Source organism: Candidatus Symbiopectobacterium sp. NZEC127 (assembly GCF_025962675.1).
Lineage (GTDB): Bacteria > Pseudomonadota > Gammaproteobacteria > Enterobacterales > Enterobacteriaceae > Symbiopectobacterium.
This window is the reverse complement of the sequence record NZ_JAGFPG010000091.1, coordinates 1-533: the sequence shown is the minus strand read 5'-3', so window position 1 is coordinate 533 and position 533 is coordinate 1. Positions and strand designations below refer to the sequence as shown.

At 40.7% G+C, this 533-nt stretch carries 1 protein-coding gene; it reads left to right on the top strand.

Features of this window, described 5'->3' with window-relative positions; all coding sequences use genetic code 11:
* The coding region (locus tag J5069_RS24080; protein ID WP_264646155.1) for a SycD/LcrH family type III secretion system chaperone at nucleotides 1-403 on the top strand (403 nt) is incomplete at its 5' end.
* Nucleotides 404-533: the final 130 nt, after the last annotated feature.

Sequence of the window (533 nt, the reverse complement as noted above, 5' to 3'; positions counted from 1 at the left end):
TGATGTTTATAAGCTCGCTTATGACTTTTACCATATGGGAAAGTTAGATGACGCTGAGTCTCTTTTCCGCTTTTTATGCATCTACGATTTTTATAACCCAGAATATGCGATGGGGTTGGCAGCGGTTTATCAACTCAAAAAGAATTACTCAAAAGCTATCGATTTTTATGCATTGTCATATTCTCTCTCAGAAAATGACTATCGACCTATGCTCTATGCTGGTCAGTGTAATCTGATGCTTTGTCGCTCGGTTCAGGCGAGTAAGTGTTTTGATATTGTCACCGAAAAATGTAGTGATGTAAGTTTGACAGAGAAGGCGCACGCTTATTTGGCCGCCTTAAAAGACATGGATGCCAATGAAGAAAATGGAAATCCAAAAGAGGATGTTGATAGGGGGGAATAATGAATATTACGATTGATGATTTTTCTGCGGCATTTGCATTCTCTGGCGGCGGTGACGTTGGACAGCATCGCACTGAATTAATAAAACAAAGCGCTGCTATCAAACGTTTTGGCGAAGCAAGGCTGAGAGA